The 26,144-nt window shown below is 68.4% G+C and carries 31 protein-coding genes; 17 read left to right on the top strand and 14 right to left on the bottom strand.

Annotated elements, in window-relative coordinates; translation table 11 throughout:
* Positions 1 to 79 precede the first annotated feature (79 nt).
* The 4 genes from NOCYR_RS05220 to NOCYR_RS05205 all read right to left on the bottom strand — a co-directional run bounded on the left by NOCYR_RS05220 (position 80) and on the right by NOCYR_RS05205 (position 4,211).
* Positions 80 to 271, bottom strand: coding sequence for a hypothetical protein (locus tag NOCYR_RS05220; RefSeq protein WP_014349310.1), 192 nt, complete (start codon positions 269 to 271; stop codon positions 80 to 82).
* Between the two features lie 126 nt (positions 272 to 397).
* Entirely contained in the window at positions 398 to 1,417 is a 1,020-nt protein-coding gene (locus tag NOCYR_RS05215) for a hypothetical protein (protein ID WP_014349309.1), read from the bottom strand.
* A gap of 72 nt (positions 1,418 to 1,489) precedes the next feature.
* Complete coding sequence (locus NOCYR_RS05210) at positions 1,490 to 2,521, bottom strand: hypothetical protein (protein WP_048832884.1); 1,032 nt, start codon at positions 2,519 to 2,521, stop codon at positions 1,490 to 1,492.
* A 289-nt stretch (positions 2,522 to 2,810) separates the two neighbouring features.
* Positions 2,811 to 4,211: an NAD(P)H-quinone dehydrogenase gene (locus NOCYR_RS05205; protein ID WP_014349307.1), complete on the bottom strand. Its 1,401-nt coding sequence runs from the start codon at positions 4,209 to 4,211 to the stop codon at positions 2,811 to 2,813.
* Positions 4,212 to 4,343: 132 nt separating this feature from the next.
* Here NOCYR_RS05205 and NOCYR_RS05200 point away from each other — a divergent pair, with 132 nt between their 5' ends.
* Positions 4,344 to 4,823: a gamma-glutamylcyclotransferase gene (locus tag NOCYR_RS05200; RefSeq protein WP_014349306.1), complete on the top strand. Its 480-nt coding sequence runs from the start codon at positions 4,344 to 4,346 to the stop codon at positions 4,821 to 4,823.
* A 3-nt stretch (positions 4,824 to 4,826) separates the two neighbouring features.
* Here the strand turns inward: NOCYR_RS05200 and NOCYR_RS05195 are convergent, their stop codons facing one another.
* The 3 genes from NOCYR_RS05195 to NOCYR_RS05185 all read right to left on the bottom strand — a co-directional run bounded on the left by NOCYR_RS05195 (position 4,827) and on the right by NOCYR_RS05185 (position 8,158).
* Positions 4,827 to 5,969, bottom strand: a complete 1,143-nt coding sequence (locus NOCYR_RS05195) for a M20 family metallopeptidase (RefSeq protein WP_048833924.1) — start codon at positions 5,967 to 5,969, stop codon at positions 4,827 to 4,829.
* Between the two features lie 122 nt (positions 5,970 to 6,091).
* Positions 6,092 to 7,375 carry a M20 family metallopeptidase gene (locus NOCYR_RS05190; RefSeq protein ID WP_014349304.1) on the bottom strand — a complete coding sequence of 428 codons (1,284 nt, stop codon included), beginning with the start codon at positions 7,373 to 7,375 and terminating at the stop codon, positions 6,092 to 6,094.
* Between the two features lie 78 nt (positions 7,376 to 7,453).
* The gene (locus tag NOCYR_RS05185; RefSeq protein ID WP_014349303.1) at positions 7,454 to 8,158 is read right to left on the bottom strand and encodes an enoyl-CoA hydratase-related protein; all 705 of its coding nucleotides are present in this window, start codon (positions 8,156 to 8,158) and stop codon (positions 7,454 to 7,456) included.
* A gap of 117 nt (positions 8,159 to 8,275) precedes the next feature.
* Here NOCYR_RS05185 and NOCYR_RS05180 point away from each other — a divergent pair, with 117 nt between their 5' ends.
* Both NOCYR_RS05180 and NOCYR_RS05175 read left to right on the top strand, forming a co-directional pair.
* Positions 8,276 to 9,055 carry a purine-nucleoside phosphorylase gene (locus NOCYR_RS05180; protein ID WP_014349302.1) on the top strand — a complete coding sequence of 260 codons (780 nt, stop codon included), beginning with the start codon at positions 8,276 to 8,278 and terminating at the stop codon, positions 9,053 to 9,055.
* Complete coding sequence (locus NOCYR_RS05175) at positions 9,056 to 10,564, top strand: phospho-sugar mutase (protein ID WP_014349301.1); 1,509 nt, start codon at positions 9,056 to 9,058, stop codon at positions 10,562 to 10,564.
* Between the two features lie 33 nt (positions 10,565 to 10,597).
* Here the strand turns inward: NOCYR_RS05175 and upp are convergent, their stop codons facing one another.
* The gene (gene upp, locus NOCYR_RS05170) at positions 10,598 to 11,221 is read right to left on the bottom strand and encodes a uracil phosphoribosyltransferase (protein ID WP_048832882.1); all 624 of its coding nucleotides are present in this window, start codon (positions 11,219 to 11,221) and stop codon (positions 10,598 to 10,600) included.
* Between the two features lie 146 nt (positions 11,222 to 11,367).
* Here upp and NOCYR_RS05165 point away from each other — a divergent pair, with 146 nt between their 5' ends.
* From NOCYR_RS05165 to NOCYR_RS05145, 5 genes are all read left to right on the top strand, one after another.
* Positions 11,368 to 11,685 carry a type VII secretion target gene (locus NOCYR_RS05165; RefSeq protein ID WP_014349299.1) on the top strand — a complete coding sequence of 106 codons (318 nt, stop codon included), beginning with the start codon at positions 11,368 to 11,370 and terminating at the stop codon, positions 11,683 to 11,685.
* A 4-nt stretch (positions 11,686 to 11,689) separates the two neighbouring features.
* Positions 11,690 to 12,814 carry a C40 family peptidase gene (locus NOCYR_RS05160; RefSeq protein WP_014349298.1) on the top strand — a complete coding sequence of 375 codons (1,125 nt, stop codon included), beginning with the start codon at positions 11,690 to 11,692 and terminating at the stop codon, positions 12,812 to 12,814.
* Entirely contained in the window at positions 12,811 to 13,158 is a 348-nt protein-coding gene (locus tag NOCYR_RS05155) for a hypothetical protein (RefSeq protein WP_014349297.1), read from the top strand. Before NOCYR_RS05160 ends, NOCYR_RS05155 begins: the two co-directional genes overlap by 4 nt.
* Before the next feature lie 70 nt (positions 13,159 to 13,228).
* Positions 13,229 to 13,576 carry a YbaB/EbfC family nucleoid-associated protein gene (locus NOCYR_RS05150; protein ID WP_014349296.1) on the top strand — a complete coding sequence of 116 codons (348 nt, stop codon included), beginning with the start codon at positions 13,229 to 13,231 and terminating at the stop codon, positions 13,574 to 13,576.
* Between the two features lie 26 nt (positions 13,577 to 13,602).
* Positions 13,603 to 14,847 carry a hypothetical protein gene (locus NOCYR_RS05145; protein ID WP_014349295.1) on the top strand — a complete coding sequence of 415 codons (1,245 nt, stop codon included), beginning with the start codon at positions 13,603 to 13,605 and terminating at the stop codon, positions 14,845 to 14,847.
* A 22-nt stretch (positions 14,848 to 14,869) separates the two neighbouring features.
* On the opposite strand, the gene NOCYR_RS05140 is transcribed toward NOCYR_RS05145, so the two are convergent.
* From NOCYR_RS05140 to NOCYR_RS05125, 4 genes are all read right to left on the bottom strand, one after another.
* Positions 14,870 to 15,496 (bottom strand): hypothetical protein, encoded by a 627-nt coding sequence (locus tag NOCYR_RS05140; RefSeq protein WP_014349294.1) that lies wholly within the window; start codon positions 15,494 to 15,496, stop codon positions 14,870 to 14,872.
* 247 nt (positions 15,497 to 15,743) lie between these two features.
* Positions 15,744 to 16,841 (bottom strand): adenosine deaminase, encoded by a 1,098-nt coding sequence (locus NOCYR_RS05135; protein ID WP_048832880.1) that lies wholly within the window; start codon positions 16,839 to 16,841, stop codon positions 15,744 to 15,746.
* A gap of 219 nt (positions 16,842 to 17,060) precedes the next feature.
* Entirely contained in the window at positions 17,061 to 18,347 is a 1,287-nt protein-coding gene (locus tag NOCYR_RS05130; RefSeq protein WP_014349292.1) for a thymidine phosphorylase, read from the bottom strand.
* Positions 18,348 to 18,503: 156 nt separating this feature from the next.
* Entirely contained in the window at positions 18,504 to 18,905 is a 402-nt protein-coding gene (locus tag NOCYR_RS05125) for a cytidine deaminase (protein ID WP_048832879.1), read from the bottom strand.
* Positions 18,906 to 19,216: 311 nt separating this feature from the next.
* On the opposite strand from NOCYR_RS05125, the gene sdhC reads away from it, so the two are divergent.
* The 6 genes from sdhC (at position 19,217) to NOCYR_RS05095 (ending at position 23,534) form a co-directional block, all read left to right on the top strand.
* Positions 19,217 to 19,615: a succinate dehydrogenase, cytochrome b556 subunit gene (gene sdhC / locus NOCYR_RS05120; protein WP_081505318.1), complete on the top strand. Its 399-nt coding sequence runs from the start codon at positions 19,217 to 19,219 to the stop codon at positions 19,613 to 19,615.
* Between the two features lie 86 nt (positions 19,616 to 19,701).
* Positions 19,702 to 20,133 (top strand): succinate dehydrogenase hydrophobic membrane anchor subunit, encoded by a 432-nt coding sequence (locus NOCYR_RS05115; protein WP_014349289.1) that lies wholly within the window; start codon positions 19,702 to 19,704, stop codon positions 20,131 to 20,133.
* Positions 20,134 to 20,149: 16 nt separating this feature from the next.
* Positions 20,150 to 21,916, top strand: a complete 1,767-nt coding sequence (gene sdhA, locus NOCYR_RS05110) for a succinate dehydrogenase flavoprotein subunit (protein ID WP_014349288.1) — start codon at positions 20,150 to 20,152, stop codon at positions 21,914 to 21,916.
* The gene (locus NOCYR_RS05105) at positions 21,916 to 22,689 is read left to right on the top strand and encodes a succinate dehydrogenase iron-sulfur subunit (protein ID WP_048832877.1); all 774 of its coding nucleotides are present in this window, start codon (positions 21,916 to 21,918) and stop codon (positions 22,687 to 22,689) included. The genes sdhA and NOCYR_RS05105 overlap by 1 nt, the downstream gene beginning before the upstream one ends.
* A gap of 204 nt (positions 22,690 to 22,893) precedes the next feature.
* Positions 22,894 to 23,103, top strand: coding sequence for a type II toxin-antitoxin system VapB family antitoxin (locus NOCYR_RS05100; RefSeq protein WP_171050181.1), 210 nt, complete (start codon positions 22,894 to 22,896; stop codon positions 23,101 to 23,103).
* Positions 23,104 to 23,132: 29 nt separating this feature from the next.
* Positions 23,133 to 23,534 carry a PIN domain-containing protein gene (locus tag NOCYR_RS05095; protein ID WP_014349286.1) on the top strand — a complete coding sequence of 134 codons (402 nt, stop codon included), beginning with the start codon at positions 23,133 to 23,135 and terminating at the stop codon, positions 23,532 to 23,534.
* 237 nt (positions 23,535 to 23,771) lie between these two features.
* Here NOCYR_RS05095 and NOCYR_RS30705 read toward each other — a convergent pair whose 3' ends face one another.
* Complete coding sequence (locus NOCYR_RS30705; protein ID WP_269147611.1) at positions 23,772 to 23,894, bottom strand: hypothetical protein; 123 nt, start codon at positions 23,892 to 23,894, stop codon at positions 23,772 to 23,774.
* Between NOCYR_RS30705 and NOCYR_RS05090 the strand changes: the two genes are divergently transcribed.
* Positions 23,893 to 24,309, top strand: a complete 417-nt coding sequence (locus NOCYR_RS05090; RefSeq protein WP_014349285.1) for a prevent-host-death protein — start codon at positions 23,893 to 23,895, stop codon at positions 24,307 to 24,309. The genes NOCYR_RS30705 and NOCYR_RS05090 overlap by 2 nt on opposite strands.
* Positions 24,306 to 24,731, top strand: a complete 426-nt coding sequence (locus tag NOCYR_RS05085) for a hypothetical protein (protein WP_014349284.1) — start codon at positions 24,306 to 24,308, stop codon at positions 24,729 to 24,731. Before NOCYR_RS05090 ends, NOCYR_RS05085 begins: the two co-directional genes overlap by 4 nt.
* 133 nt (positions 24,732 to 24,864) lie before the next feature.
* Here NOCYR_RS05085 and NOCYR_RS05080 read toward each other — a convergent pair whose 3' ends face one another.
* Positions 24,865 to 25,749, bottom strand: a complete 885-nt coding sequence (locus tag NOCYR_RS05080; protein ID WP_014349283.1) for a phenylalanine 4-monooxygenase — start codon at positions 25,747 to 25,749, stop codon at positions 24,865 to 24,867.
* Positions 25,750 to 25,940: 191 nt separating this feature from the next.
* Between NOCYR_RS05080 and NOCYR_RS05075 the strand changes: the two genes are divergently transcribed.
* Positions 25,941 to 26,138, top strand: a complete 198-nt coding sequence (locus NOCYR_RS05075; protein ID WP_014349282.1) for a type II toxin-antitoxin system VapB family antitoxin — start codon at positions 25,941 to 25,943, stop codon at positions 26,136 to 26,138.
* The last annotated feature ends 6 nt before the right edge of the window (positions 26,139 to 26,144 follow it).

The raw sequence follows: 26,144 nt of genomic DNA, 5'->3' as shown, positions 1-26,144 counted from the left end.
TGAGACACCATTCGGGATGCAGAGAAAACGAAACGGCCCCATCCCGACATCGGAATGGGGCCGTTCACTAGTTCGCGGATTACCGCCGCGGAGTGGCGACCTTGCAATCCTTGGTGACACCAGGCTGGCACGGCGGCCGCTTCTTGGTGTCCCGGCAGTCCTTGCTGACGCCCGGCTGGCACGGACCGGCAACCGCGATGGACGGCGCCAACGCGGGACCGACCCCCACCACACCGATCGTGAGCACGAGACCAGCAGCGAATTTCTTCATTGAATACTCCCTCCCTAGAGTCAGCTCGAACAGTACCCGACGACATCGGGCGCGGCAATAGCCCGTTCGAACGAAATCCCTTGGGGCGGTAGCGATTTCCTATCGCAGCTGGGTGGGGGGATCGGGTCAGCGATCCAGGATGGCGAAGATCAGATGCTTGCCGTTCTGGTCGATGGTCTGCACGGTCTGCCGGTACACGAACGTTTGACCGTCGGGGCGGTGATCGGTCAGGTCGACGTCGAAGACGTTCGGCTGCCGCTCGGTGATGCGCAGGCAGTACGTCGTACCCTTCGGGATCTCCTCATCGATGACCTTTTGCAGATCAGCGGCAGGCAGCACATTCGCGTCCGCGGCCGCAAAGCTCCGGGCCTTCGCACCATCACGCGCGGAGTAGAACGCATGCTGATACCCCAGAATGGCCCCGGCCCCGCTCGCAGTATCGCCCGGCCCGTTGCCGACGGTGACATTGCCGTCCTCGCTCGCCGGGCAGCTCAACGCCGCGGCGGTCGTCGGCGCCTGCGCGGTCTCGGCATCGCTATCGTCGCCGGTCATCATGATGATCACCACGGTGAGCGCCACCAGCACGGCCACCACGGCAGCCGACCCGGCGATGATCGGCCCGAGCGGCCGCTTCCGCTTGGCCGGACGCGCCAGCGCCTCGGTCACCGATTGCGGGGTCAGTCGCTTGGCGATCGGGTCATCGGCCCAGGACAGGCCCGGCTCGGAGGCGGGTTCGGCGGGAGGAGCCGGCGGCTCACCGGACTTGGTCGGCTGATTCCACCAGCTGCTGTCGTCGTCGGTGGAGATCCGGACGGTGCGGTCCTCGCCGGCGTCGGCGGGTTCCGGGCGCGGCGGCCGCGGCGGATTGTCCGGGAATGTGGTGCTGTCCGGGGCCCGGTACTGCGCGGGCGGGGGCGGCACGCTCGCGGGCGGCTCCGGCGCGGGCTCGCCGGCCGGACGCCAGGTCAGGCCGGGCTTCTCGGGTGCGGGTTCGGGGGTCCAGCCGGGTCCGCCGGTGGTGGGCGGTCCGAAAGCGCCGACCGGCGGTCCGAAGTCGCCGCCGACCGGTGGCCCGAAGTCCCCTACCGGTGGGCCGAAGTCCGATCCCCCGGACCCGCTGTCCTTGCTGTCGCCGTCGCCGGACACACCCAATCCTTTCCCCGGAACACACGTGTGGGGCGGCCGCGAACGACCGCCCCAACGCCCATTCAGCACATATCAGTACTGGAGTGAACCACCCCACTGGGTGGTGACGCCAGCGACATTGATCGTCTGCGGGGCCATGTCACCCGGTTGCACGATAGTCGGCAGTTTAACCTGCGCGGCGGCCTCGAGCGCGGCGGCGCCGCCCGGCTGCTGGGCGATCCACTGCTCGACGGTGGCCTTGGCGGCATTGAGCTGGGTGGTGTCGAGGACGGTCTCGAACTTGTTGTCGGCCAGGCCCGCACCACCGGTGAAGGTGTTCACCTTGATGTGGTTCTCGTCCAGGAACTCCCACGCGATGCCAGCGTCACCACGACCGGTCGGCGTGCTGTAGCCGATGGTGCCGACGTAGCCGGCCTCGTTGGTGAAGTGGTGGGTGTTGGCCAGGTGGCCGGGCAGCAGCGAACCACCGTCGATGGTGGCGCCGACCTCGGCGTGCGGACCCGTCATCTCGACGACCGGCGCGGCGGGCGCGGCCTCGATGCGCGGGGCCTCCCAGCTCGGCTGCACCAGGGTCTGGGTCTCCGACTCGGTGCCGGGCTGGATGGCCTCGGCGGTCTCGCCATCGATGGCCGGCTGCGCCTCGGAGCCGTCCTCGGGGGTGACGACACCCTCGGTGCGCGGGTCGATGACGCCCGGACGGTTCGGGTCGGTCTCGCCCGGCTTCTGGTCCGGCACCACGACCGGCTGCACCGGACCGCTCTGACCGGGCACCGGCAGCGGCGCGACGCGCGGCGCGGTGACACCCGGCTGCCGCGGCGCGGCCAGCTTCGGGTCCTTCTGGTCGTTGTCGGTGTTCGGGGTGGTGACACCCGGCTGGCTCGGCGTGGCGTTGCCCTGCGGGTTCTCCGGCTTGGCCGGATCGGTGACGCCCGGCTGCGTCGGCGACTGCGACTGCTCCGGCTGCGTGGTACCCGGCTGGCTCGGCGACTCGTCCTGCGTCGGCGCCGGGGCTTCAGGCTGATCGTTCGGAACGGCCCCCGCCGGCGATGCGAACAGAGTGGCTACGGCCGCCGCGGTGGCCAGCGGCAACGAAGTACTCGCCATCGCTCGCTGCGCCCGACTCGGCTTACGATGTTTCACTTTTCGCCCAATCCCTTTCCCGGGTGCGGTCGCACCGACCACACTCAGCTGTCTTTGGTGAGACGCTCGGACTGCCAACAGCCCAGGCTGCCCGCCGTTCGCGTCAGGAAAGGAAATCCCCCCGACACCAAACCACACGACCACCCATCGATCGCATCTCTGCCGGAAGTGAACCATAACTGGCCCGCCCAGGCAACGTGACGAAACCTACCCACTCACAGGAACACTCGTCACGCTGGGCGAACCGCCCGGCTCAGTCCAAATCGTCGTGGCGCATGAGCTGGCGCGCGGCCTCGGTCACCGAACCGGTCAGTGAGGGATACACCGAGAAGGTCTGCGCCAGGTCGGTGACGGTCAGATTGTTCTGTACCGCAAGGGCGATCGGCAGGATCAGCTCGGAGGCGATCGGGGCCACCACGACACCGCCGATGACCACGCCGGTGGCCGGACGGCAGAAGATCTTGACGAAGCCGCGCCGCAGCCCCGACATCTTCGCGCGCGGATTGGTGTTCAGCGGCAGCATCACCGTGCGCGCCGGGACCTCGCCGTTGTCGATGGCGGTCTGGCTGACGCCGACGGTCGCGATCTCCGGCCGCGTGAATACCGCGGAGGCAACGGTCTTGAGCCGGATCGGGTTCACGCCCTCGCCGAGCGCGTGGTACATCGCGATGCGTCCCTGCATGGCGGCCACGGAAGCCAGCGGCAGCAGGCCGGTGCAGTCGCCCGCGGCGTAGATGCCGGGCACCGAGGTGCGCGAGACCCGGTCGACGCGCAGGTATCCGCGGTCGAGCTCGATGCCGACACGCTCCAGCCCGAGGTCGTCGGTGTTGGGTGTGGAGCCGACGGTCATCAGCGCGTGCGAGCCGGAGACGGTGCGGCCGTCGGCGAGCTTGACCACGATGCCGTCGGCGGTGCGCTCGACGGCGTCGGCGCGAGCGTGCTTGACCAGTTCCACACCGCGCTCGGCCAAGGCGTCCTCGAGCACCAGCGCGGCGTCGGCGTCCTCGCCGGGCAGCACCCGGTCGCGGCTGGACACCAGCTTCACCCGCACGCCCATTTCGGTGTAGGCGGAGACGAATTCGGCGCCGGTGACGCCCGAACCGACCACCACCAGGGTCTCCGGCAGTTCGGTCAGGTCGTAGAGCTGACGCCAGTTCAGGATGCGCTCGCCGTCGGGTTCGGCGCCGGGCAGCACCCGCGGGCTGGCGCCGGTCGCGATCAACACGACCTCGGCCTCGATGACCTGCTCGGAGCCGTCGGCGAGGGTGGCGAGCACCCGGTGCGCGGCCAGGCCGGCACCCCCATCGATCAACTGCCCGCGCCCGGCCAGCACCGTCACCCCGACGGTCTGCAATTTCGAGCGGATGTCGGAGGACTGAGCCAGGGCGAGCGCCTTGACGCGGGAATGCACCTCGGGCAGCGAGACGGTGGCCTGGCTCGGGTCCAGGGTGATGCCGAGATCGCGGGCGCGGCGCAGATCGGTGCGCACCCCGGTCGAGGCGATGAAGGTCTTCGACGGCACGCAATCCCACAGCACACAGGCGCCGCCGATACCGTCGGAATCGATCAGCGTGACCTCGGCGCCGTGCTGCGCGGCCACCAACGCGGCCTCGTATCCGGCCGGTCCGCCACCGATGATCGCAATGCGGGTCATGGATACCTCCGCTCGAGCAGTTGGACCGGGATCTCCGGTTCTCGTCAACGTTATCCGGCCGCGCCCGGCCGCGGTGGGGGCGGTAGGCCGCGCCGCGAGCACGGCAAATCCGTTACCGGTTACCCTTTCCTCGTGCCGATCTACGCCGCTTACGGGTCCAACATGGACTCGTCCCAGATGCTCGAGCGCTGTCCGCACTCCCCGATGTTCGGGACGGGGTGGCTGGAGGGCTGGCGCCTCACCTTCAGTGGTGACGACATCGGCTGGGAAGGCCCGCTCGCCACCGTCGTCGAGGAACCCGGTTCCCGGGTGTTCGTCGTGCTCTACGACGTCTCCCCCGAGGACGAGCAGCGCCTGGACCGCTGGGAGGGCTCGGATTTCGGTATCCACCGCAAGATCCGGCTGCGCGTCACCCCGAATCCGGGCAGCGGCACCGAACCCATCCTGGCTTGGCTGTACGTCCTCGACGCCTATGAGGGCGGGCTGCCGTCGGCGCGCTACCTCGGCGTGATGGCCGACGCCGCGGAGAAGGCGGGCGCACCCGAGGAGTACGTGCACGCCCTGCGCACCCGCAACAGCCGCAACGTCGGCCCGGGGAACTTCTCGGCCTGAGTCTCAGCCGGCCTGCAACACGATATTGCTCAGCACCCGCACACCCACGGCCAGCGCTCGTTCGTCGATGTCGAAGGTGGGCTGGTGCAGGTCGAGCTGATCGCCCTCGCCGGACCACACGCCCAGCCGCGCCATCGCACCCGGGACCTCCTCGAGGTACCAGGAGAAGTCTTCGCCGCCGCCGGATTGCGGGGTGTCGGCCAGCGCGTCGGGGCCGACGGCGCGGATGGCCTGCTCGAACATCCGGGTGGAGTGCTCGTCGTTGACCACCGGCGGCACGCCGCGGCGGTAGTTGAGCTGATAGCGCACGCCGGTGGGCGCCAGCAGGCCGTCGACGATCTCATGCACCATCGGCTCCAGCAGGGACCAGGTGGCGTGATCGCCGGTGCGCACGGTGCCGGTGAGCATGCCGGTCTGCGGGATGGCGTTGGGTGCCTTGCCCGCGCTGACCGCACCCCACACCATCACGGTGCTGGTGCGCGGATCGATGCGGCGGCTGAGCAGGCCGGGCAGCCCGGTGATCACGGTGCCGATGGCGTAGACCAGGTCACTGGTCAGATGCGGACGCGAGGTGTGCCCGCCGGGCGAATCCAGCACCAGCTCGACGGTGTCGGCGGCCGAGGTGATCGCGCCCACCCGCACGCCGACCCGGCCCACCTCGAGCCGCGGATCGCAGTGCAGCGCGAAGATCCGGTCCACGCCCTCCATCGCGCCGGCGGCGACGACATCGAGCGCACCGCCCGGCATCACCTCTTCGGCCGGCTGGAACACCAGCCGCACGCCGACCGGCAGCTCTGCCTCGGCCAGCGCCAGCGCGGTACCCAGCAGGATGGTGGTGTGCGCGTCGTGACCGCACGCGTGCGAGACACCGGGGACGGTGGAGGCGAAGCTCAGGCCGGTGAACTCCTGCATCGGCAGGGCGTCCATATCGGCGCGCAATGCGATGCGCGGGGTCTCCGGGCCGATATCGCAGATGACGCCGGTGCCGCCGGGCAGCACGCGCGGGGTCAGACCGGCCTTGGTGAGCCAGGTGGCGACGAATTCGGTGGTGCCGAACTCGGTGCGCGACAGCTCCGGGTTGGCGTGGATGTGGCGGCGCCACTGGATCAGATCGACGGTGTGCTCGGCCAGCCAGGCGTCCACCACGTCCTGGCCGGTGCGCGCTGCGTTCGATAGGGCGGCGCCCCCGGTGGCCTTGGTGGTCACGGGTACCTCCGTGCTTACGCGCGCCGCCTCTTCCGGCCCTGTCGCTCGCGCCGCCGGGCTACTCACCGAATGTCCTCCTGTCGCTGAACGAGCCGTTGCAACAACCTGTCCCTGTGTAGTGCATCGCCGGCAACCGCGATCGCGGTACGCGCCAGCGCCGTCGCCGCGTCGATCACCGCTCGGTCGGCCGAGGCGTTGACGCTGGCCGCGGCGAAACCGGGCTGATGCGTCACCGCACCATCGGCATCGATCCCGATGACCGGGTGTATCCCCGGGATGACGTTGGTGACGTTGCCCATGTCCGTGCTCCCGAGCGGACGCTGCGCTTCGAGCTCCGGCGCGATCGGCGTCCGTCCCAGGCCGGCGATCTGCTCTCGATAGGCAGACAGTAGTGCCGGATCGGGGGTGAGCTCGGTATAGGTGGGCGCAAGCGTCCGTATGTCGTGGGTGCAGCCGGTCGCGAGGGCGCCCGCCTCGAAGCAATCGGATGCTCGCCGCATCAGTTCGCCGAGGGATGTGGAGTCGGCTGCGCGTAGGTAGTACAGCAGTTCCGCACGTCCGGGCACGATGTTGGGGGCTACGCCACCGTCGCCGACTATACCGTGCAGTTGCTGGCCGGGCCGCAGGTGCTGGCGCAGCAGGCCGATGGCGACCTGCGCCACAGTGACCGCGTCGCCGGCGTTGCGGCCCTGTTCCGGTGCGGCGCTGGCGTGCGCTTCGCGGCCGTGGAACACCACCGACAGGTCGGCCAGCGCGAGCGAGCGGGCGCCGACGATGTCGTAGGGGCCGGGGTGGGCCATCATCGCCATCGCGATGTCGTCGAAGGCGCCGCGTTCGAGCATCAGGATCTTGCCGCCGCCGCTCTCCTCGGCCGGCGTGCCGAGCACGACGACGGTGATGCCGAGCGCGTCGGCCACCTCGGCCAGGCCCAGCGCCGCGCCGGTGGTACTCGCGGCGATGATGTTGTGCCCGCAGGCGTGCCCGATCTCGGGCAGCGCATCGTATTCGGCGCACAGCCCGACGGTGAGTTCCCCGCTGCCGTAGCTGGCGCGGAACGCGGTGGGCAGGCCGGCTACGCCGGTCTCGATCTCGAATCCGCGCGCGGCCAGCGGCGCGATCACCTTGGCGACGCTGCGATTCTCCTCGAAGGCCAGTTCCGGTTCGGCGTGGATCGAATGGGACAGCCCGATCAGCTCATCGCGGGCGGCGGCGATGGCCGCGTCGGCCGCGCGCACGAGGGTGGTGTCCGGGCGCGCTTGCCCGTCACCGTGACGCGTGGCAGCCTCGCCGCGCCGAATCGGATCGGCGCTGCGCTGGTCGGACCGGCCGCTGCGCGGGGGTGACATGGCATTCAGTGTCGCACTGAGCACCGACCGGTTCGCAGGCCGCCATGGCCGTGGCGTGGCGGCAGCGGGCCCGCGCGATTATCCGGCGGCGAACGCCAGGTTCTCCGGGGTGGTCGGCACGGCGAGCCCGGCCAGCGCGTTGGCGTGCAGGGCGCGCTTGATCACCGGCAGGTTCGGCTTGCGGTTACCGGTCAGCGCTGCCGCCTGCGCGACCGCCGCGGCCACCAGCGCGTCGGCATCGGCCTTACCGTCGACGATGCCCGCGGCGATGGCCTCGTCGGCCGGGAAGCGATGCCCGGTCGTCATCGCCTTGACCGCGACCTGGTTGGTGAGCCGCTCGGTGAGCAGGGCGTTCATGCCGATGGTGAACGGCATGCCCAGGTGCACCTCGGGCAGGCTGTAGAAGCCGCGGTCGGCGCGCATCAGCCGGAAGTCGTGCGAGGTGGCGAGCATGGCGCCGGCGCCGAAGGCGTGGCCGTTGATGGCGGCGACGGTCGCCATCGGGAAGGTCAGCAGCCGGGTGTAGATCGAATGCACGCGGTCGAGGTAGCCGTGCATCTGATCGAGGTTGCCGAACAGCCAGTCGGTGTCGAGGCCGTTGCTGAAGAACTTGCCGGTGGCGGTGGTGACCAGTGCGGCGGGACCCTCGGACGCCTCGACGGTGTCGAGGTGGGCGTGGATCTCGGCGATCCAGTCCGGGTGGAAGCGGTTCTCGCTGTCGGTCTGTCCCTCGTTGCCGAGGTAGAGCACGAACACATCCCCATCACGTTCCAGATACGGCATGCGTGCAGCGTATCGGTACCGGCGGCCTGGTCCTACTCACGGGTAGCAAGACCCCGGGTGGGTTCGGTCACCTCATCGGACCGGCCCAGCCGGGCGCGGGCCGATACAGTTGCCGTCATGCTTGCCGAACAGGCTGCCGCGGCGATCGCGGAACAGACCGGAGTGCCGCGCCACCCCGTCGCGGTGGTGCTCGGATCGGGCTGGCAGGACGCCGTCGCCGAGATCGGAACGCCCACTGCCTCGGTGTCGATGGCGGAATTGCCCGGTATCGCCGTGCCCACCGCGCTGGGGCACGTGGGCATGGTGCATTCGATTCCGGTCGGCGACACCCCGGTGCTGGTGCTCATGGGCCGCCAGCATCTGTACGAGGGCCACGCCCCCGACGACGTGGTGCGCCCGGTGCGCGCCGCCGTCGCCGCGGGCGCGCAGACCGTGCTGCTCACCAATGCCGCCGGCGGGATCCGGCCCGGTCTGCACGTCGGCGAACCAGTGCTGATCAGCGATCACATCAATCTCACCGGCCGCACCCCGCTGTCCGGCGCGACGTTCGTGAACATGGTCGACGCCTGGGACCCGCAGCTGCGCGAGCTGGCCAAGCGGGTGGATCCGTCGCTGACCGAGGGTGTGTACGCCGGCCTGCACGGGCCGCAGTACGAGACTCCCGCCGAGATCAAGATGCTGGCCACGATGGGCGCCGATCTGGTCGGCATGTCCACCGTGCTCGAGGCCATCGCGTGCCGGGCCCTCGACGCCAGGCTGCTCGGCATCTCCCTGGTCACCAATCTGGCCGCAGGCGTCACCGGCGAGGCGCTCTCGCATGCCGAGGTGCTGGCCGAGGGCCGGGCGGCGGCGCCGCGGCTGGGCAAGCTGCTGCGCGGCGTGCTGGAGCAGCTGTAGATGCTGCGCTTCGGGACGGCCGGGCTGCGCGGGCCACTGCGCGAGGGCCCCGACGGGATGAACGTGACCACGGTGAGCCGGGCGACGGCGGGCATCGCGGACTGGCTGCGCGAGCGTTGTCTCGGCGGTGGCCGCGTGGTCGTCGGCCGCGACGCCCGGCACGGTTCGGCCGAGTTCGCCACCGCAACCGCGGAGATCTTCGCCGCCGCCGGTTTCCCGGTGACGCTGCTGCCCGAACCGCTGCCCACCCCGGTGACCGCCTTCGCCGTGCGCGAGCTGGGCGCGGTGGCCGGGGTCCAGATCACCGCCTCGCACAATCCGGCCACCGACAACGGCTACAAGGTCTATCTCGACGGCGGCGCCCAACTGCTGGCGCCCGCCGACACCGAGATCGAAGCACGGATCGAGGCGGTGACCGAGCCGATCGCGCGCACACCGGTCGAACCGTCCGGCGCTGAGCTCGTCCAGCGCTACCTGGACCGGGTGACCGCGCTGCCGAAGCTGATCGGCGGGCCGGGTGAACGTGCGGAGATCCGGATCGCGCTCACCCCACTGCACGGCGTCGGTGGCGAAACCGCCCGGACCGCCCTGGCCGCGGCCGGATTCACCGATGTGCACGTGGTGGACGAGCAGTTCGAACCCGATCCGGACTTCCCGACCGTCGCCTTCCCGAACCCCGAGGAGCCGGGCGCCACCGACCTACTGCTCGCCCTCGCCGAACGGGTGGATTCCGATCTCGCCATCGCACTCGATCCCGATGCCGACCGGTGTGCCGTCGGCGTGCCCGGCCCGGACGGCAGGTTCCGGATGCTGCGCGGCGACGAAACCGGTGTGCTGCTGGCCGATTACGTGCTCGGCACGGCGCCTGCCGATTCCCTGGTCGCGACGACGATCGTCTCCTCACGGCTGCTGTCGCGGCTCGCGCCCGCGCGCGGCGCCCGCTACGCCGAGACGCTGACCGGTTTCAAATGGCTGGCCCGCGCGGGCGAGGGCCTGGTCTACGCCTACGAGGAGGCCATCGGCCACTGCGCCGACCCGGCCGCGGTGCGCGACAAGGACGGCATCTCCGCGGCGGTGCTGGCCGCGGACCTGGTGGCCCGGCTGAAAGCGGCCGGACGGACCCTGATCGACGAACTCGACGCCTACGCGGTCGAATTCGGCGTGCACGCGGGCGATCAGGTCTCGTTGCGGCTGGCCGATCAGGCGAGCGCGGCGGCGCTGCTGGCGCGATTGCGCGCGACGCCGCCGGACGTCATCGCCGGGATGGCCGTACGGGTCACCGACCTGAGCACCGTGCGCGGCCGGATGCGCACCGACGCACTGATCTTCGAGGGCGAATCGGCGCGGGTGGTGACCCGCCCGTCCGGGACCGAACCCAAACTCAAGTGCTATCTCGAAGTCGTGCGGCCGGTGGCCGGGCCGGATGCGCTCGACGAGGCGAGAACGGTTGCCGCACAACAGTTGCGTGAACTGCGCTCGTACTGTGAGGGACTCGGCCGCTCATCGTGAGCGCAGGGGGCCCGCATCGTCCAGGGCAGTCGCTCAGCGCGGCCCGAACTGCCGGTCACCCGCATCGCCGAGTCCGGGAACGATGTAGGCGTCGGCATTGAGCCCGGTATCGATGGCCGCCGTGATCAGCTGCACCGGTAGCCCGGAACTCTCCAGCAGCGCAACCCCTTCCGGCGCCGAGACCACACACAGCGCGGTGATGTCGGTGGCGCCGCGTTCGGCGAGCAATTCCAGGGTGTGCCGCATGGAACCACCGGTGGCCAGCATCGGATCCAGCACGAACACCGGCATCCCGGACAGGTCGGCGGGCAGCGATTCCAGGTACGGCACCGGCTGATGGGTGCTCTCGTCGCGGGCGATGCCGACGAAACCGACCCGTGCGTCCGGAATGAGTGCCGCAGCGGCATCGACCATTCCGAGCCCGGCCCGCAAGACCGGCACCAGCAGTGGCGGCTGCGCCAAGCGCGCCCCCTGAGTGACGGTGATCGGCGTGTTGATGTCGAAACGGCTCAACGGCGCGTCGCGCAGCGCCTCATAGATCAGCAGGCCCGTCAAGTCGCGCAACGCCGAACGAAACGCCGAGTTGGGGGTGCGCTCGTCCCGCAGAACGGTCAGCAGAACCGCGGCGAGCGGGTGATCCACAGTGTGCGTACGCATGAAGGAACGATAAAGTCGAGACACGGTTCGCCGCCGTAGTCGCCGAAAACTTTTTCCGACGATCTGGAACCGATCGGCGGATCGCTGCGTCGAATCAGGTAGATGACATACTCTGCCCGGAAACGAAGACGATGGGGGAAGCTCTGATGAAGAGGATCTCAGCGGATACCGAGGGCATCGCCGCGTACGGTGCCACCGCCGGGGTGATGGCGGGCGAGCTCGCGGCGGCGGGAGCGGGCGCCGCGGGTGCGGGCCCCGCGCTACTCGGCCCGATCTTCGGTCTGATCGGCGGTGATTTCATGGCCGCCTACGCCGCCACGCACGCAGGCCATGTCGCCGCGATCGGCCAGTTGTCGGCCGTGGTGTCGAGCATGAGCACCGCCGCGGTGGGTGCGGCCGCCAACTACGACAGCACCGACACCGATATCGCCGACTCGCTGCGGACCACGTCCGCCGAAGGGTGAGCCGGTGATCGACATCAATGTGCTGGCGAAACCGATCTTCGATCTGCTCGCCAGTTTCGGTACCGGTGTGCTTCCCGTCGGTGGTCCCGGCGATGCGCTGCGCACCACCTCCACCGCGATCGACCAGGTGCACGAGCTGGGCCGCAACAGCATCAATCAGATGAACAATGTGTGGGACGGCAAGGGCGCCGACGCGGCGACCTCCAAGGCCCTGCGTGTGCAGACCAGCGCCGCCACCATCTCCGACCGCGGCAACGAGATGTCGACGGTGGTCGGGCAGGCCGCGGCCGAGGTCGAGACCGGGCAGAAAGACCTCACCGCCATCGCGCAGTCCTTCGTCGACACGGCCGTGGCCGCGGGCCCCACGCTGGGCACACCGGTCGGGCTGAGCATGCTCGTCGGTTCGGCCATCGACCATCTCGGCCAGGCGCTCGGCGTGGTCGGCCGGGTACAGAACGAGCTGTCCACGCACACCGCGTCGATGCAGCAGCTGGCCCCGCCCCCGTCCACCGCGCCCGCCAGCGTGGCCGCGCCGATCAGTGCCGCCACCTCCGGCCTCGGTTCGATGGCCTCGGGTGTCATGGGCACCGCGGGCTCGGTGCTCAGCACGGTGATGGGATCCTCGTCCACCAGCTCGGGCTCGCGCAGCAGCAGCTCCGGCAGCCGCACCGCTACCAGCTCGGCGTCGAAGTCCGGCTCCGGCACCACCACCAGCGGCAAGGCCACCGGCGAGGGCGTGATGATCACCCTGCCCGACGGCAGCCAGGTGGAGGCCCCCAACGAAAAGGCCGCCACGGCGGTCAAGGCCGCGATCGGCGCGGTAGGCACGCCCTACGTGTGGGGCGGCAACACCCCCGGCGCGGGCATCGATTGCAGTGGCCTGACGAAGTACGCCTACGGCGAGGCCGGCGTCGAACTGCCGCGACTGGCCCAGGAACAGCACATCGGACACACCCAGGTGTCGCCAGGCGACCTCATGCCGGGCGACCTGGCGGTCTGGGACGGCCACGTCGCCATGGTCGTCGGCAACGGTCAACTCGTCGAGGCCGGTGACCCGGTCTCCATCAGCGCTATCCGAACGGAGAACTTGGACATGGAGTTCTACGGCTTCTACAGGCCTACCGAATGAGCGAACAGCAGCCCGCCATCCCCAACGTCACCGTGGCGGCCAGCAGTAACCGATCCGGCACCATCTCGGTCCGGGCCACCGACCAGGGGATGCCGGTGGAGATCAAGTTCGAGCGCAGCGAATACCGTTACGGCGCACAGGCTCTCGCCGCGGAGATCCTGCGCCTCACCCAGCGCTCGACCGTCGCCGCCAAGGCCCGCCGCCGCGAGGTACTCGCCGAATCGGGCATGCCCGACGACATCCTCGACCGGCTCGGCCTGCCCACGCGCCAGCAGGCGGTGGACGAGCTGGATCGCATCGATGACGCCGACACGGGACAGACGAGCTGGATGAGGCCGGTGTGAGCAGTCAGCGCACGGAGGAGGCAGCGCGCGTAACCACGGAGTGCGCCTGCGAACACCGAGAGGACGCAGCATGAGTGCGGAAATGGATGCCCTGGTCGCCGGGGCCACGGCGAAGCTCGAGGCGCTCGAGGCGGCGCTGTACGGCCTCAAGCAGGTGCGCGGGCGGTTCACCACCGAGGACGGCATGGTCAGCGCCGAGGTGAACAGCGACGGCGCGCTGGTCGCGTTGTCGCTGGCGGAGACCGTCACGTCGCTGCCGCCCGCCGAGGTCGCCCAGCTCATCATCTGGGCCTGCCGGCAGGCCGCCGAAGACGCAGGCGGGCAGCGTTCGAACGTCGTTGCCGCACTGAACGAGTCGTTCGCGCCCGAGTCGCCGACCGCCACGGGCACCGTTGGGGCCAGCCCGGATAGTGCCTGAGCCAGAAGCTCGATAGGCTTCGGCACATGGCTTCTGGAGACATCGTCCCGATCGAGCTCGGTCTGACCGACGGCGATCTCGTCACCCTGTGGGCACCGCGCTGGCGTGACGGTGACGACGAGTGGGAGGCGTTCCTCGGCCACGAGGACGCCCTCTACGGTTTCGAGTCGGTCGCCGAGCTAGCGGCGTTCATCCGGACCGATACCGACAACGATCTGGTCGACCATCCGGCCTGGAAGGTCGTGGCCGGGTTGTCGGCGGTGGAGCTGGAGCCGGAGGACAACTTCACCTTCGACCTCATCGGGGTTCCCGAGCTGGTCGCGGGCGATCCGGATGCCGAGATCGTCGCCGAACTCGAGGACACCCTCGCCATGGTGCGCAATATCGGCGAGGTGTGCGAGCTGGAGGTGGTGACCAAGTTCTTCGGCTCGCATCCGGTGCTCGGCGCGCTGCCCAGCGGCATCAATGCCTTCCTGGGCCGCGACGGTGAGGAACTCTGGGATCAGATCGGCGCCGCCATCGCCAAGGACTGGGACGCCGTGGTCGACGCCATCGACTCGGTGGTGCAGACCCCCGATGTGGACGCCGAGGCGGTTGCGGTGGCCGAGGCCGAACTGCTGGCCGCCGAGGAGAACGTCGTCGAGGCCGACGACGCGGCCGACAGCGACAACGATTACGAGCCGGTAGACCTCACCGAGGACAACGAGGACGAGGACGAGGACGAATCGTTCTGGAACGAGGTCGGCATCGACCCGATCAAGATCGTCACCGGCGAGGGCACCTACTTCACGCTGCGCTGCTACCTCGACGACGAGCCGATCTTCCTCGGCAGCAAGGGCACCATCACGGTCTTCGGTTCCGAGCGCGCGCTGGCGCGCTACCTGGCCGACGATCACGAACACGATCTGGCCCGGGTCTCCACCTTCGGTGAGGTGCAGACCGCGGCCGTCGACGGATCGCTCGAGGTCGAGGTCACCGACGAGAACGTCTACGTGCTGCCCGGCCTGGCCGAGGATCTCGGCGACGGGCCCGAATCGGTCGATATCGAACAGCTCGACCTGGCCGTCGAACTGTTCACCGATGCCGCCGACTACGCCGACGACGATGCGGTGGAGCAGGGCCTGGCCCAGTCCACCCCGCTCGGCTGGTACGTCTCCTACCTGCTGAACCCGGACCCGTCCCGGATGGCGCCGAACCCGCCGTTCACCGCCGAGGCGCAGGCCTGGCGGGAGCTGGAACGCAACTTCGAGTCCCGGCTCAACCCGCAGTGACCCGGTCCGGCCGGGCCGGGCGTCAGTGCGATGCCCGGTTCAGCCGGATCCAGATCTGCTCGGCCCGCCCGAGCAGACGCCTGTCGGCACCGTAGACGGCGGTGGAGGCATACGATTTGCGCCCCTGTTCACCCTGCTCGGCGCCGACGACGACACACTTCTCCCCCACCTCGGGCAGCGCGAACACGCTCGCCGTCATCGATCCGAGCAGGGCGGGACGCTCCAGCATCTCCGGCAGCGCCCACCCGCCGGGACAATCCATCGCGGCCCACAGCAGCGTCGGATCGATACGGAGCGACTCGTCGGGTACCCACGGTGCGGCGACCACGCCCGGCCGGACCTCGCCCGGCGCGAGCCCCAGACCATCGGTGCGGGCGGTCCCGCAGACGAAGCAGTACCGGAACATCTCACTGTCGTTCTGGTAGGCGGCAGCAGCGGTGTCGGCGTCGTCGAAGGACACCGCCTCCGGTACCGCACGCTCGAACGCGCCGGCCGCGGCTTCGGCGATGACGGTCTCGCCGTCGTACAGCCCGCCCGCCCGCATCGCCAACGGCACATCGAGCGGCGCGGGCGCGCGCAGCATAACCCGGACCGGCGCCGATTCGGCCGAGGCCACCAGCGCCGTTCCGCTCTCTTCCTGGGCCGGCATCCCAGCGTGGTGTGCGACCAGACCGGCCACATAACCGCCGTTGCCGGAGCCGGAAGGACCATTGAACCGGGGAGATATCCGCAATTCTGTCACGAACTCAAACTAACCGTTGCTCGTGACGCCGTTCGGTTCGCTCCCGGCGACCGGCCATCGTCCAGACGCGCGGAGTTGTCGCATCCGGTCCGGCGCGTGCGCATCCGTGGGTGCTGCGGAGCAGGCCGGCTGTCGCCGCGCCCGGCTCCCGGCCCTATCCCAGCAGCACCGCATACCCCGGCTTGATGATGTCGTCGATGATGCGCAGCCGCTCCGGGAACGGGATGAACGCCGACTTCATCGCATTGATGGTGAAACGTTCCAGATCGCTCCAGCCGTAGCCGAAAGTCTCGACCAGCTTCAGCATCTCCGCGCTCATGGTGGTGTCGCTCATCAGCCGGTTGTCGGTATTGACGGTGACGCGGAAGCGCAGCCGGGCCAGCAGGTCGAACGGATGCTTATCCAGCGAGGGCACCGCGCCGGTCTGCACATTCGACGACGGGCACAGCTCGAGAGGGATGCGCATATCGCGCACATAATTGGCGACCAGACCGAGCCGGGCGTCTTCGACCGCGCCGGGGACATGGATGTCGTCGGTGATGCGCACGCCGTGGCCGAGTCGATCGCAGCCGCAGAACGCCAGCGCCTCGTGGATGGACGGCAGGCCGAACGCTTCGCCCGCGTGGATGGTGAAGTGGGCGTGGTTGACGCGCAGGTATTCGAACGCGTCGAGGTGCCGGGTGGGCGGGTAGCCGGCCTCGGCGCCCGCGATATCGAATCCGCCGACGCCCTGATCGCGGAACCGCACGGCCAGCTCCGCGATCTCGCGCGAGCGGGCCGCGTGCCGCATCGCCGTCAGCAGGCAGATCGCCACGATCGGCGTGCCCGCTGCCTCGGCCGCCGCCATGCCCTCGCGGAAACCGGCCAGGGTGTGCTCGACCACCTCGTCGAGCGACAGTCCGGCCTCCAGATGCTGTTCGGGCGCGAACCGCACCTCCGCGTAGACGACGCCGTCGGCGGCCAGATCCTCCACACATTCGCGGGCGACCCGGCGCAACCCCTCCGGGGTCTGCATCACGGCGACGGTGTGGGTGAAGGTCTCCAGATAGCGTTCCAGCGAACCGCTGTCGGCGGCCTCGCGGAACCAGGTGGCCAGCGCGTCGGCGTTATCGGCCGGTAGCTGGTCGTAGCCGCAGTCGGCGGCCAGTTCGAGCACCGTGGCGGGGCGCAGACCACCGTCGAGATGGTCGTGCAGCAACGCCTTGGGCGCTTGGCGGATCGAGGCAAGAGTCAGGGGCATCGGTCCAGTCATGTCCTGACGGTAGCCGCAGCGCGCCGAATCGGCAGCGGAGTCGATGCGTGGCGGCGATCTCGTTGCGGGAGCGCCCGACTCCGGCTCCCCCGGACTCGTCGAGATGTGCCCCGCGAAGACCGCCGCACCGTCACCCGACGCGATGACTGCAACTGCGCCGCGCCCGCGGCCGGCTCCGCGCAGGGCTCACCGAACGGCCCCGCGAACACCGCCACCCCGTCACCCAATGCGATCGAGAATCAACGGCGCCGAGATCGCGCCCTGCTCGGCGCCGATCGTCACCGCCCCGGTGACCGCTGCGAGCGCCCCGGGGAAACTCTCGGGCGTATCCGTATGCAAGGTGAACAAGGGACTCCCGGCGCGCACCGTATCGCCGGGGCGAGCATGGATCTGCACGCCCGCCCCCGCCTGCACTGGCGCGCCTTGCCGCGCGCGGCCCGCACCCAGACGCCAAGCGGCGAGGCCGACACCCATCGCATCGAGGCGGGTCAGCACGCCGTCGGTATCCGCACGCACGACCTCGGTGTGCCTGGCCCGCGGCAGCGGCGCGTCCGGATCGCCGCCCTGGGCGCGGATCATCGCCTTCCAGTGGTCCATGGCGCGGCCGTCGGCCAGGGCTTGCTCGGGGTCGGCGTCGATCCCGGCGAGCGCGACCATCTCCCGAGCGAGTGCGAGAGTCAGCTCCACGACATCGGCGGGACCGCCACCGGCCAGCACCTCCACGGCCTCGGCCACTTCGAGGGCATTGCCCGCGGTGCGGCCGAGCGGGGTGTCCATCCCGGTCAGCAGCGCGACGGTACGCACGCCGGCGTCCTGCCCCAGCTCGACCATGGTGGTCGCCAGCTCCCGCGCGTCCTCGGCGCTCTTCATGAACGCGCCCGCGCCGACCTTCACGTCCAGCACCAGCCCGCCGGTGCCTTCCGCGATCTTCTTGCTCATGATCGAGCTCGCGATCAGCGGAATGGATTCGACGGTTCCGGTGACGTCGCGCAGTGCGTAGAGGCGTTTGTCCGCGGGCGCCAGGTCCGCGCCGGCCGCGCACACCACCGCGCCCGCAGCCGGGTCGGCGAGGATCTCGCGCATCCGGGGCACGGTGAGATCGGCCTGCCAGCCGGGGATGGATTCGAGCTTGTCGAGCGTGCCGCCGGTGTGGCCGAGCCCGCGCCCGGACAGCTGCGGCACCGCGGCACCGCAGGCCGCGACCAGCGGTGCCAGCGGCAGGGTGATCTTGTCGCCGACGCCGCCGGTGGAATGTTTGTCGACGGTCGGGCGCGGCAGGTCGGTGAAGTCCATCCGCTGCCCGGAGGCGATCATCGCCGCGGTCCAGCGTGCCGTCTCCCGCCGGGTCATGCCGCGCAGCAGGACCGCCATGGCCAGCGCCGACATCTGCTCATCGGCCACCTCGCCCCGGGTGAAGGCGTCGATCACCCAGTCGATCTGCGCATCCGACAGCTGCCCGCCGTCGCGTTTGGTGGTGATGATGGATACCGCGTCCAGTGCCGTCACGCCCGTCAGTCTCGCAGCAGGTGTCCGGGCGTGCCGCGCGAAACCGGTCTCGGCCCGGGTTCACCCGCGCGACGGCTGCACGAAGCGGTTGACGTCGCCGGGCAGCGTGTCCCGTTCCCGGTTACAGGGTGTCCACACGGAGCCGGATCCGGCCGATCAGCGCTGCCCGGCGTCCAGATCCTCCGGCCCGAACGCATCCGGCAGCAACGTCCCCAACCGCACCGGCCCCTTCGGATGATCCACCAGTAGCTGCGCCCCGCCGAACTCGTAGAGCACCTGACGGCAACGCCCGCACGGCATCAGGATTTCGCCGCGAGAATCGCTCACCGATACGGCCAGCAAGCGGCCCCCACCGCCGCTTTGAAAGTTACCGACGAGTACACATTCGGCACAAAGGCCCAGACCGTATGAGACATTTTCCACATTGCAACCGCTCACAATTCGGCCGTCGGCACAGAGAGCTGCCGCACCGACCGGAAACCGCGAGTACGGGGCATACGCGTTGCGCATTACTCCAATCGCTTTGTCACGCAGGAGTTTCCAGTCGATTTCGGACATCCCCGACTCCCCTCGAACCGGCCGCACCAGGGCATGGACGGACCACCGCACAACCCCTCACCCACCGGGGAAGGTAACCCTAACCTACCGGAAATGCGCGCAACGCGCGGCACTCCGAATTAGTTCCGCGATTCGGAGAGGATTAGAGTCCACAACAGATCGGTTCAGGTTCCCGGCGGCGGGCCGGAGCGCAGCCACAAGCGATAAAACTCCTGGTGGCCGCGAGCTGGTTTGCACCGGATTTCCGGCTCGAAGCGCCGGCGTCGGATCTGCGACCGGGTCCATCAACGACGTTGGAGGCACCGCACTCTATGACCACGATAGAAGCTCCGGCTCAGCCGAAGCGGAAGACGCTGTACCGAGGCGACCCCGGAATGTGGTCCTGGGCGCTGCACCGGATCACCGGCGTGACCGTCTTTTTCTTCCTCTTCGTGCACGTCCTGGACACCGCCCTGGTGCGCGTCAGTCCCGCCACCTACGACGACGCGATCGAGACCTACAAGACCCCGATCGTCGCGCTCATGGAGATGGGCCTGGTCTTCTGCGTACTGTTCCACGCGCTCAACGGTGTGCGAGTGATCCTGGTGGACTTCTGGTCCAAGGGCCCGCGCTACCAGCGCCAGATGCTCTGGGGCATCCTCGGCCTGCTGGTCGTGCTACTCGTGCCCGCTGTCGGTCGGATGTTCTACCTACTGTTCACGGAGCACTGATAACCCATGAGTGAGCGAAGCGAGCGAATCATGAACACAGCCGCCATTGCGGTCATGTCGGTGCCGAGCGCCAGCGAGGTACTGGCATGAGCGCACCTGTACTCGGCAAGTCTTACGACCGCCCGGCGAGCCTGGATCTGCCCCGCTCCCCGCGCGCTCGCGCCAACAGCAACTTCGAGAAGTACGCGTGGCTGTTCATGCGCTTCTCCGGCCTGGCCCTGATCGTGCTCGTGATCGGCCACATGTCGATCATGCTGCTGCTCGACGGCGGCGTGAAGCGACTGAACTTCGCGTTCGTGGCCGGCCGCTGGTCCAGCCCGTTCTGGCAGATCTGGGACCTGGCCATGCTGTGGCTGGCCCAGCTGCACGGCGGCAACGGGCTGCGCACCGTGATCGCGGACTACTCCCGCAAGGACTCGACCCGCTTCTGGCTGAACACGCTGCTGGTGCTGTCGATGATCCTGGTCATGGGCGTCGGCACCTACGTCATCTTCACCTTCGACCCCAACATCAGTTAGGAACAGGCCACCTCCGATGAGTGAATCCCGGATTCAGGAGCACCGCTACGACGTCGTCATCGTCGGCGCCGGTGGCGCGGGTATGCGTGCGGCGATCGAGGCCGGGCCCCGGGCGCGCACCGCGGTGCTGACCAAGCTGTACCCCACCCGCAGCCACACCGGCGCGGCGCAGGGCGGCATGTGCGCGGCGCTGGCCAACGTCGAAGAGGACAACTGGGAGTGGCACACCTTCGACACCGTCAAGGGTGGTGACTACATCGTCGACCAGGACGCCGCCGAGATCATGGCCAAGGAGGCCATCGACGCGGTGCTCGACCTGGAGAAGATGGGTCTGCCGTTCAACCGCACCCCCGAGGGCAAGATCGACCAGCGCCGCTTCGGTGGCCACACCCGCGATCACGGTAAGGCCCCGGTCCGCCGAGCCTGCTACGCCGCCGACCGCACCGGTCACATGATCCTGCAGACGCTGTACCAGAACTGCGTCAAGCACGACGTCGAGTTCTTCAACGAGTTCTACGCCCTCGACCTGGTGCTCACCGAGACCGAGCGCGGTCCGGTCGCCACCGGCATCGTCGCCTACGAGCTCGCCACCGGCGACCTGCACGTCTTCCACGCCAAGTCGATCGTGTTCGCCACCGGCGGCTCGGGCCGGATGTACAAGACCACCTCGAACGCGCACACGCTGACCGGTGACGGTATGGCCATCGTGTTCCGCAAGGGCCTGCCGCTCGAGGACATGGAATTCCACCAGTTCCACCCGACAGGCCTGGCCGGCCTGGGCATCCTCATCTCCGAGGCGGTCCGCGGTGAGGGCGGCATCCTGCGCAACGCCGACGGCGAGCGCTTCATGGAACGCTATGCCCCCACCATCAAGGACCTCGCGCCCCGCGACATCGTCGCCCGCTCGATGGTGCTCGAGGTGCTCGAAGGCCGTGGCGCCGGACCGAACAAGGATTACGTCTACATCGACGTGACCCACCTCGGCGAGGACGTGCTCGAGGAGAAGCTGCCCGACATCACCGAGTTCTCCCGCACCTACCTCGGTGTGGACCCGGTGAAGGAACTGGTGCCGGTGTTCCCGACCTGCCACTACGTGATGGGCGGTATCCCGACCCGGATCCGCGGCGAGGTGCTGCGCAACAACACCGACATCGTTCCCGGCCTCTACGCCGCCGGCGAATGCGCCTGCGTGTCGGTGCACGGCGCCAACCGTCTCGGCACCAACTCGCTGCTCGACATCAACGTCTTCGGCCGTCGCGCCGGCATCGCCGCCGCGGAGTACGCCGAGCGCACCGAGTTCGTCGACATGCCGGAGAACCCGGCGCAGATGGTGCAGGACTGGCTGGCGCTGATCCTGTCCGACCACGGCAACGAGCGCGTGGCCGACATCCGCACCGAACTGCAGCGGTCGATGGACAACAACGCGTCGGTGTTCCGCACCGAGGACACGCTCAAGCAGGCCCTCACCGATATCCACGCGCTCAAGGAGCGGTATTCGCGGATCACGGTGCAGGACAAGGGCAAGCGCTACAACAGCGATCTGCTCGAGGCCGTGGAGCTGGGCTTCCTGCTGGAGCTGGCAGAGGTCACCGTCGTCGGCGCGCTCAACCGCAAGGAATCGCGCGGCGGTCACGCCCGCGAGGACTACCCGGATCGCGACGACGTGAACTTCATGCGCCACACCATGGCCTACAAGGAGGGCACGGACCTGCTGTCCGATATCCGCCTCGACTTCAAGCCGGTGGTGCAGACCCGTTACGAGCCGATGGAGCGTAAGTACTGATGACTGCTGTTGCCGAAGCACCCTCTTCGCAGAAGCCGGCTCCCGTTCCCGAGGGCTCGGTCATGATCACCGTGAAGGTGGCCCGGTTCAACCCGGAGGACGACAAGGGCGCGCACTGGGAGTCGTTCCAGGTGCCGGTCCTGCCGACCGACCGCTTCCTGAACGTGCTCATCTACATCAAGTCCTACCTGGACGGCACCCTCACCTTCCGGCGTTCCTGCGCCCACGGTGTGTGCGGTTCCGACGCCATGCGGATCAACGGTGTGAACCGGCTGGCCTGCAAGGTGCTGATGAAGGACATGCTGCCCAAGAACGGCAAGTCCATCACCGTCAGCGTCGAGCCCATCCGCGGCCTGCCCGTGGAGAAGGACCTCGTCGTCGACATGGAGCCGTTCTTCGACGCCTTCCGCGCCGTGAAGCCGTACCTGATCACCTCGGGTAACGAGCCCACCAAGGAACGTATCCAGAGCCAGGCCGACCGCGCCCGGTTCGACGACACCACCAAGTGCATCCTGTGCGCCTGCTGCACCACCTCCTGCCCCGTGTACTGGAGCGACGGCAGCTACTTCGGCCCGGCCGCGATCGTGAACGCCCACCGCTTCATCTTCGACAGCCGCGACGAAGGCGCCCGCGAACGCCTCGACATCCTCAACGACGTCGAAGGCGTCTGGCGCTGCCGCACCACCTTCAACTGCACCGACGCCTGCCCCCGCGGCATCGAGGTCACCAAGGCCATCCAGGAAGTCAAGCGGGCACTACTGTTCGCGCGCTGAGGTTTTCGGATCCCACCGGATCCGCTGGAAGATTCACGAAGGCCGCCTTCCCCGACCGGGAAGGCGGCCTTCGCCGTTCGCTGGGTATTCCGCCTCCCGAGCGGCGCCGCACCCTGCGGAAACCGGACCCCATCCGCAGCCCACAGGGTCTCGGATATCTAACGATATATCTGCTACAACATCTGGAGACATATCGTGGGATCCATGAAAACCATGATCGATGTAGATGACGATGCCCTGGAGCGCGCCGCCCGAGAGCTCGGCACAACGACGAAGAAGGAGACGGTCAACGCAGCGCTGCGGTTCGTTGCCGAGCGCGGACGGCGAATCGAAGCCGTGCTGAACGATCCATACGGCTTCGGAGTCGGACCCGATATCGATGACCGGGAGATCATGCGGCAGGCTCGCCGTTGAGGACTGCGGTTCCGCTTCGACTCCACTTGGTGGACACCTCCGCTGCCGCGCGAATCAAGCACGAATCGGTACGATCCGTGATCGCTGCGCTGGTCGCCGACCGTGCGGCCGCCACCTGTGTCACCGTGGATCTGGAGGCCGGATACTCGGGCCGGAATCTGGCAGATCTGCACAACATCGCGCAGCGGCGCCGCGCGCTGTACCAGAACCTTTCGATCAACGAGGCCATCACCGAGCGCGCACGTGAGGTGCAGCTGCTCATGGCCCGCACCGGACACCACCGCGCGGCGGGAATCGTCGATCTCCTGACCGCTGCGGTTGCGGAGTTCCACGGAGCGGTACTCGTCCACTACGACCAAGACTTCGAGCACATTGCCGCCGTCACTCGACAACCCCATATCTGGGTTGTTCCGCAGGGCAGTATCGACTGAGCTGACGCTCGCGACGCATCCGTTGCACACCGCTAGCAGGCCATGACCAGAGGAAACACCAATGCGAATGCCAGCGGCCACGGCATCCCCCACGGACTGATCTTGTCGAAGAACGTAGCGACAACCCGCAGCAGGCGCCTGAGGTGATTCATTACCTCGCCCAACCGACGATGGTATCGACCGGGCGGCGCCCAGGAGGACGATTCTCCAATCGAAACCGTTGCTGCACTTAATGATTCACAACTTGGCCTGATCAATGATGATCACCGCACTCACCAGCGGGCGTCGCGAGTACTCGACGTACTTGACGTACTTCTGATCGCGAGCGAAGATGTCACCATCGGATCGAGAGGTGACCATGTCCGCCGTGCACTACGACAGCTACACCGAGGCTCGCAGCCATCTGAAGGACCTATTGGACGCAGCCAGTGAGGGTCGTGTCGCGACCGTTCGGCGCGACACCGACTACGCCGCCGTGGTGGACGCGGAACGTCTTCGCTATGCGCTGGCGATGCTGTGCCCCTCGTCCGCCGAAGTGGTTTCCGAGAACAATGGATGGTCAGTGTTCCTGCCGGGGCTGCCGATCGCCGCCGACGGCGCCACGCTCGACGAGGCCATCGATGAGACCGTCCTCGCGCTCCGCGAGTATGCCGAAGACTGGCAGGACCGACTCCGCAATGCACCCAACCACCGCGAGAACTGGGGCCTGGTACAGCTGGTCAGCCTCAGCACCGATGCCCAGCTTCGCGATTGGCTGGTCGGAGCGCGCGAATGACCGGGCCGGAACCGACCCGCAAACGGCATGAGCAATTCTGCGAACTCGAAAGCTGGACACGGGTACGCGATGCTCGCGGCCGGACCGGCACCCACCACGTCACCTACGAACTCACCCTCACCGACGGCCGCATCCTCCGCACGCGAATTTCGCATCCGGTCGACCGCACCGGATACGGCCCGTCGATCTGGTCGCACATCCTCAGGGACCAACTCGCCGTCACCGAGGACGAGTTCTGGCGATGTGTCCTGGACGGCACGCCGCCGACCCGCGGCCTACCCGAAAAACCAACCGAATCCTTGCCGATCGACCTGGTACACCTGCTGATTCATCGTGTCGGCCTCAGCGAATCCGAGGTCGCCGGCATGAACAAAGCCACCGCGATTGCCAGGCTTCAGCAATTCTGGACACAGGGCGATTGATGCGCGTCATCGTCTGCCAATACGCTACTTCGGCCGAGGTGGTGAGACCGCGGTCCACCGTTATAACGGGCGTCGAGGCGGCATAGGCAGTCAAGGTTATCCGGCGAGCGCGTTGCCGAGATCGGGGACGCGGTCAGCGAGCGGTCGCCAGCCGCATCGGCGTCTCGTCGTCCATCTCCGCGAAGAACCCGCCGACCACATCCTCGATCTCGCTGATCGACTCGGCGCAGTAGAGGATCGGCTGGTAGTGGGTGATGTCGTAGGTGGCGGTGCCCATGGCGGCGATGTCGAGTGGGCGGAGCTCGGCCTGGCGGAACTCTTCGATCTCGCCGTAGGAGGAGAGCAGGCCGGCGCCGTAGCAACGGATTTCGCCGTGCTCCCGGACGACGCCGAACTCCATCGAGAACCAGAAGACGTCGGCGAGGAACTTCAGCGCTTCCTGGGTTTCCAAGCGGGCGACGGCGGCACCGACGGTTTCGTAGATGGCGGCGAATCGGGGGCTGGCGATCTGGTTGGCGTGGCCGATCACCTCGTGAATGGCGTCGGGTTCGGGGGTGTAGAGCGGCGCCGAGTGGTGGCGGATGTATTGGGTGGCGTGGAAGATCCGGTCGGCGAAGGAGCCGAAGAACTCGCGCAGCGGCACCAGGCCCGCGGCCGGCACATAGCGGAATCCGGTCAAAGGTCGCAGTGCTGCCGATACCTCGTCCAGCTGCGGGATACGGTCGGTGGGCAGGGCCAGCCGCGACGCCGCCTCGAGGACCTCGGTGCAGGCGTAGGCGCGGTGTTTGCGAGCGAGTTCGGCGGACACGATCTGCCAGACCCGCTGCTCGTCGTCGGTGTACTCGATGCGCGGCACGGGGCCGCCGAGCTGGTAGTCGAGCGCGAGCGCGGCGATGGCATTGCGCCGGGCCCGGTACTCGGGGTCGTGCACGCCGGGGTGCTCGTCGCTCAGATGCACCGTCACGTCACCGTCACCGGTGCGGGTGACCGGCGAATAGAGCTGTGCTTCGGTGAACATACTTCGATGCAAGCACCGCCACGGCACACTGACAACGAACACACGCTCACCTGTGCAAACTGTCTACATTTCGTGCTCTCACACAGCAGATGCAGACGTTGCGCACCGAGTGTGCGCCGTCTCGGCGGCGCCATTCACCGCACATTCCCGCGGTTCATGGCGCAAGATGGCGAATGTAAGAAGGAGGACGCATGCGGACCGTGCGGATCGATCTCGACCAGAAACTGCTCGCCGCGGCGGGTGCCATCATGGGCACCTCGACCAGCGCGGCAACCATCAACGAAGCGCTGCGCCGCATTGTGGTGCATGAGCGGCAGCTGCGACACCTGGAGAAGCTGGCCTCCGGTGCGCGGCGTTCGGAAGCGGAACTGGTCGTCGTCGACCGATAGGCCGCC

This window comes from Nocardia cyriacigeorgica GUH-2 (assembly GCF_000284035.1).
Classification (GTDB): domain Bacteria; phylum Actinomycetota; class Actinomycetes; order Mycobacteriales; family Mycobacteriaceae; genus Nocardia; species Nocardia cyriacigeorgica_B.
The sequence above is the reverse complement of the archived record's forward strand: the minus strand, read 5'-3'. Positions and strand labels throughout refer to the sequence as shown.

Bases quoted from the DNA above. Each gene is read 5' to 3' on its own strand.
- NOCYR_RS05220 (WP_014349310.1), bottom strand. From the start codon at position 271: ATGAAGAAATTCGCTGCTGGTCTCGTGCTCACGATCGGTGTGGTGGGG.
- NOCYR_RS05210 (WP_048832884.1), bottom strand. From the start codon at position 2,521: ATGGCGAGTACTTCGTTGCCGCTGGCCACCGCGGCGGCCGTAGCCACT.
- NOCYR_RS05205 (WP_014349307.1), bottom strand. From the start codon at position 4,211: ATGACCCGCATTGCGATCATCGGTGGCGGACCGGCCGGATACGAGGCC.
- NOCYR_RS05190 (WP_014349304.1), bottom strand. From the start codon at position 7,375: ATGTCACCCCCGCGCAGCGGCCGGTCCGACCAGCGCAGCGCCGATCCG.
- NOCYR_RS05185 (WP_014349303.1), bottom strand. From the start codon at position 8,158: ATGCCGTATCTGGAACGTGATGGGGATGTGTTCGTGCTCTACCTCGGC.
- NOCYR_RS05180 (WP_014349302.1), top strand. From the start codon at position 8,276: ATGCTTGCCGAACAGGCTGCCGCGGCGATCGCGGAACAGACCGGAGTG.
- NOCYR_RS05175 (WP_014349301.1), top strand. From the start codon at position 9,056: ATGCTGCGCTTCGGGACGGCCGGGCTGCGCGGGCCACTGCGCGAGGGC.
- upp (WP_048832882.1), bottom strand. From the start codon at position 11,221: ATGCGTACGCACACTGTGGATCACCCGCTCGCCGCGGTTCTGCTGACC.
- NOCYR_RS05165 (WP_014349299.1), top strand. From the start codon at position 11,368: ATGAAGAGGATCTCAGCGGATACCGAGGGCATCGCCGCGTACGGTGCC.
- NOCYR_RS05155 (WP_014349297.1), top strand. From the start codon at position 12,811: ATGAGCGAACAGCAGCCCGCCATCCCCAACGTCACCGTGGCGGCCAGC.
- NOCYR_RS05150 (WP_014349296.1), top strand. From the start codon at position 13,229: ATGAGTGCGGAAATGGATGCCCTGGTCGCCGGGGCCACGGCGAAGCTC.
- NOCYR_RS05145 (WP_014349295.1), top strand. From the start codon at position 13,603: ATGGCTTCTGGAGACATCGTCCCGATCGAGCTCGGTCTGACCGACGGC.
- NOCYR_RS05140 (WP_014349294.1), bottom strand. From the start codon at position 15,496: ATGCCGGCCCAGGAAGAGAGCGGAACGGCGCTGGTGGCCTCGGCCGAA.
- NOCYR_RS05135 (WP_048832880.1), bottom strand. From the start codon at position 16,841: ATGACTGGACCGATGCCCCTGACTCTTGCCTCGATCCGCCAAGCGCCC.
- NOCYR_RS05125 (WP_048832879.1), bottom strand. From the start codon at position 18,905: ATGTCCGAAATCGACTGGAAACTCCTGCGTGACAAAGCGATTGGAGTA.
- sdhC (WP_081505318.1), top strand. From the start codon at position 19,217: ATGACCACGATAGAAGCTCCGGCTCAGCCGAAGCGGAAGACGCTGTAC.
- NOCYR_RS05115 (WP_014349289.1), top strand. From the start codon at position 19,702: ATGAGCGCACCTGTACTCGGCAAGTCTTACGACCGCCCGGCGAGCCTG.
- sdhA (WP_014349288.1), top strand. From the start codon at position 20,150: ATGAGTGAATCCCGGATTCAGGAGCACCGCTACGACGTCGTCATCGTC.
- NOCYR_RS05105 (WP_048832877.1), top strand. From the start codon at position 21,916: ATGACTGCTGTTGCCGAAGCACCCTCTTCGCAGAAGCCGGCTCCCGTT.
- NOCYR_RS05100 (WP_171050181.1), top strand. From the start codon at position 22,894: ATGAAAACCATGATCGATGTAGATGACGATGCCCTGGAGCGCGCCGCC.
- NOCYR_RS05090 (WP_014349285.1), top strand. From the start codon at position 23,893: ATGTCCGCCGTGCACTACGACAGCTACACCGAGGCTCGCAGCCATCTG.
- NOCYR_RS30705 (WP_269147611.1), bottom strand. From the start codon at position 23,894: ATGGTCACCTCTCGATCCGATGGTGACATCTTCGCTCGCGATCAGAAG.
- NOCYR_RS05085 (WP_014349284.1), top strand. From the start codon at position 24,306: ATGACCGGGCCGGAACCGACCCGCAAACGGCATGAGCAATTCTGCGAA.
- NOCYR_RS05080 (WP_014349283.1), bottom strand. From the start codon at position 25,749: ATGTTCACCGAAGCACAGCTCTATTCGCCGGTCACCCGCACCGGTGAC.
- NOCYR_RS05075 (WP_014349282.1), top strand. From the start codon at position 25,941: ATGCGGACCGTGCGGATCGATCTCGACCAGAAACTGCTCGCCGCGGCG.